6 protein-coding genes are annotated in these 3,031 nt (G+C 57.3%); 3 read left to right on the top strand and 3 right to left on the bottom strand.

What is annotated here, in order from left to right; genetic code table 11:
• Positions 1 to 60: 60 nt before the first annotated feature.
• Together NKH21_RS32560 and NKH21_RS32555 are read left to right on the top strand one after the other, a co-directional pair.
• The gene (locus NKH21_RS32560) at positions 61 to 234 is read left to right on the top strand and encodes a DUF2905 domain-containing protein (protein WP_352668821.1); all 174 of its coding nucleotides are present in this window, start codon (positions 61 to 63) and stop codon (positions 232 to 234) included.
• 384 nt (positions 235 to 618) lie between these two features.
• Complete coding sequence (locus NKH21_RS32555) at positions 619 to 744, top strand: hypothetical protein (protein ID WP_352668819.1); 126 nt, start codon at positions 619 to 621, stop codon at positions 742 to 744.
• A 203-nt stretch (positions 745 to 947) separates the two neighbouring features.
• Here the strand turns inward: NKH21_RS32555 and NKH21_RS32920 are convergent, their stop codons facing one another.
• On the bottom strand, positions 948 to 1,346 hold the full coding sequence (locus tag NKH21_RS32920) for a DUF3072 domain-containing protein (RefSeq protein ID WP_502903459.1): 399 nt from the start codon (positions 1,344 to 1,346) through the stop codon (positions 948 to 950).
• A 12-nt stretch (positions 1,347 to 1,358) separates the two neighbouring features.
• On the opposite strand from NKH21_RS32920, the gene NKH21_RS32545 reads away from it, so the two are divergent.
• On the top strand, positions 1,359 to 1,730 hold the full coding sequence (locus tag NKH21_RS32545; protein WP_352668816.1) for a GSU2403 family nucleotidyltransferase fold protein: 372 nt from the start codon (positions 1,359 to 1,361) through the stop codon (positions 1,728 to 1,730).
• Positions 1,731 to 2,127: 397 nt separating this feature from the next.
• Here NKH21_RS32545 and NKH21_RS32540 read toward each other — a convergent pair whose 3' ends face one another.
• Both NKH21_RS32540 and NKH21_RS32535 read right to left on the bottom strand, forming a co-directional pair.
• Positions 2,128 to 2,385: a type II toxin-antitoxin system VapB family antitoxin gene (locus NKH21_RS32540; RefSeq protein WP_352668815.1), complete on the bottom strand. Its 258-nt coding sequence runs from the start codon at positions 2,383 to 2,385 to the stop codon at positions 2,128 to 2,130.
• Positions 2,386 to 2,821: 436 nt separating this feature from the next.
• On the bottom strand, positions 2,822 to 3,031 hold a 210-nt coding region (locus NKH21_RS32535; protein ID WP_352869989.1), incomplete at its 5' end, for a hypothetical protein.

Raw genomic sequence — 3,031 nt, 5'->3', positions numbered from 1 at the left:
GCGTGCAATAGGTTGCCCTTATTCAACTCCTCTGGATCCAAGAACTGCGATCCATGAGAAATGTTTCACCGGCTCGATAAAAAGAATGGCGCTCCCGCCTCACATATGCCGCGACCGTTGACCAGGATCGGCGACAAGCTCCAACGTGAGAACTTCACGTTTTATGCTCCGATCGGCACCGGGATTCTGATCAGCATCGTTCTCCGGTTTGTTCTGTGGCTACTCGACCGATAGCGAGGACGAAGCCCGCGCCGCCGGAGGATAGGAGCGACGCGGGCCGATCGGAGATATCCGATCTGGCAGCAAAAATATGAGGGAAAGAGTTTGCTGCGTGGGCAGAACTTTCTTTGCGCGCCGGTGTTCCATCGCCTGAGGAAAAAGCCCGCCGCACAGTTTGATGCGGCGGGGTCGATCAAGCGCTGTTGCACCGGGCGGGGGCTCGGGGTCGGGCATGCCCAGTGCGCGCGGATCACGCGAATTTTAGATGCATCAGCTGCAATGCGTCCACCAACCGCCGGTTGGAGGTTCATTCCGAGAGCTTTCTCACAGTGCGTTTACCGGGAACCCAGGCTTGGCACGGCACGTTGCTCAGTCGCCACCTTCGCAAAGGATGCATGCATGGCGAAAGACATATCTCGCGAGGAAGAGCAACGCGGCACCGAAAAAGTTCTCTTCTGGGGCGCTGCAATCGCCCTTGTCCTTTTTGTGTCTCTGCTGACCGTCGCGCTGATCGGGACGTCCTGATCTGTTTCGACAGCAGGATTAGACTGGCGGGCGAGGTCTTGGTGAGCTTAGGCGGATGCCGGGCTGCTGCACCCTAAAAGCCGCTCCCATCCGGCGTTCGTGGTCTCGATCGCTGAATTCAGAAAATTAATTGCGCGGGTCACAACTGCAGCAAAACTCTCCCAATTCGACCCTCGCTGGATACGAAACGCCACGAGCGGACGCTACAGGCCTAACTTCTCCCGGAGTGCATCAATGCGTTTAGAAGCTTCCGCCTTGCTGAGGCCGTCAGCATAGGCGTCAGGGTCGTCGGCCTGTTCGGCCAGAGTTTTCAAATACGAGGCTTGTGCGGGAGTCATTGGGTCATCTCCGCTGATCCAATCTTCCGGGTCCTTTTCGACATTTGCCGGAGTCTCGATTTTTGGGTTGTGCCGGTCGCCCATGCTCAATCTCCCTTGATGATTACCACAATGAGAAATGATCATGATTTGTTCCGCCACATTGGTGGGCCTTCTCAGACCGTTTGCACCGATTGGTCTGCGGATCGAATACCAGAGAAGGCCGCGTTCGAGCGGCGCTTTTGCTTCAATTGCGCTGAGGTAGACAAGCTGCTTCGTCGTCATATTGTTTAATTAATGCAGCTACTTCAACAGTCACAATGGAACGAAGATGGAGCGCTCATCAACCTTTTGCGCAAGGTCGATCGATCTTTCGAGCGTTCGTCCGCCACGTTCCCCGCGGTGAACCGCGACGGATACCTCGTCGATCCGATCAGACCGCACGCAAACCCGGCGTGGAAGCCGAGCCGGGAAAGTATCGGGAAGGCAAACGACGAATTGGTTGCCGCCGAGATCGCCGACTTGGCATGGTTGGAAAATGCCCCTGCTTTCGAAGCAATCGCCATCGATGAAAAAGGCGGACCGTTACGGCTCGTGGTTCCCGATCCGCGTATTTTTGCCGTTCACCAATTCTGGGTCTCAAAACGAGCTGATCGCGAGCCAATCTAGCGCCGTCGCGACCTAGCCCAAGCGCAAGTGGTTGCCCGACTGACGACGCAGTATCTCGAGCATCTCGCCTACGAAGCAAGCGAGCTTCGGGTCCTACCAAGGGCCGTTTTCGACGAGGCCCATCATTTGTTCGCGCAACCAGCGTCGCGGCGGTGAATGTCCGAGCTACATGTTGGCCCGGCTGGATTGGCCCTCAACCTCCAACCGATCGAAGAGGCGGCCCAGCAGCGCCAGACCGGAGGGACGAGAGACGCCAGCTTGTTCTTCTTTGGGACCAATTGGCGTGACACCCGTTGATGCAGGCCTAGCTGCCAGAATCGAAACTAATTGAACGCTGTTACAGGGCCCAAGCTGGAGCTCCGAAGGATCGCTACAACAGCTGAGGTATCGATCACCATCAGTTGGGGATTCCATGCTCGTCATACCCGATGATCTCCTCGTCGCTGCGACTATCCAGTTCAGGCAATCGTGCCACTCTTTCTCGGATGGCGCGCAATTCTGCCAGCAGACGCTCCTGAGCGGTCCCTCCAAAGCCCAAGCGATGCAGGCGCTCGCTAAGGGCCTGATGGATGGCTGCTGTCTTGCTGATACCCTGGCGGCGCGCGAGTTCATCAGCGAGAGCCACCGTAGCCGGATTTTCGATGTTCAGGGACATGAGAAACTCCAAAAATCTTCCTTTCTGGCAATTTCCACCATAGTTCTCTAGGCTCTTCAACATACCTGCAAGCCTCGCCTACCCATGCGCCGGATTGACCACGACAATCGCCAGGCAGGCGCCTGCCAAGGTGGCGACCGCCAGTCTCTCGAAGCTGCCTGTCGACTCCAATCGGACAACGGCCGATGAAAGGGCTGCCACCCGCCAAACCTCCACCCCGGCGTGGTCATTCTTCCACCGAGAACGTCTCACCGGACGGCAAAACATGCACGCCGAGCCGATCCTTGGAAACCTCGATGCCAAAATGATTTCCTAAGCGGGTTCCGCTTGCGGACTAGATATAGCCGGCTGTTCTGCTGGAGCGGCGATGGCCAGTCGGGCACCGGGTTGCTGAGCTATCGCGGTCGCGGCACCGCATTTCGCAAGTCTCTGCACGTCACGCCACGATCGCCGTTTTTGCTTGTTGCAAGGCCGGCGTTCCTGCCTTTTCTAATGATCCCCGACCGCGCCACGAACCAGTTCGTGGTGAGAAACGGGGACCGGCATGGCGACCAACCATCATGACCTTGCCCCTCTGATCTAATCCGGTTTGAAGTTCGTTCTGGCCATCGAGAGGACCAGGACATGAAACGCAGCCGCTTCTCTG

This window comes from Mesorhizobium sp. M1329, assembly GCF_040318035.1.
Lineage (GTDB): Bacteria > Pseudomonadota > Alphaproteobacteria > Rhizobiales > Rhizobiaceae > Mesorhizobium.
Note: the sequence above shows the minus strand (reverse complement) of the source record. Positions and strands in the feature narration are given on the sequence as shown.

Coding starts and splice junctions, on each gene's coding strand:
- NKH21_RS32560 (WP_352668821.1), top strand. CDS start 61: ATGTTTCACCGGCTCGATAAAAAGAATGGCGCTCCCGCCTCACATATG.
- NKH21_RS32920 (WP_502903459.1), bottom strand. CDS start 1,346: ATGACGACGAAGCAGCTTGTCTACCTCAGCGCAATTGAAGCAAAAGCG.
- NKH21_RS32540 (WP_352668815.1), bottom strand. CDS start 2,385: ATGTCCCTGAACATCGAAAATCCGGCTACGGTGGCTCTCGCTGATGAA.
- NKH21_RS32545 (WP_352668816.1), top strand. CDS start 1,359: ATGCAGCTACTTCAACAGTCACAATGGAACGAAGATGGAGCGCTCATC.
- NKH21_RS32555 (WP_352668819.1), top strand. CDS start 619: ATGGCGAAAGACATATCTCGCGAGGAAGAGCAACGCGGCACCGAAAAA.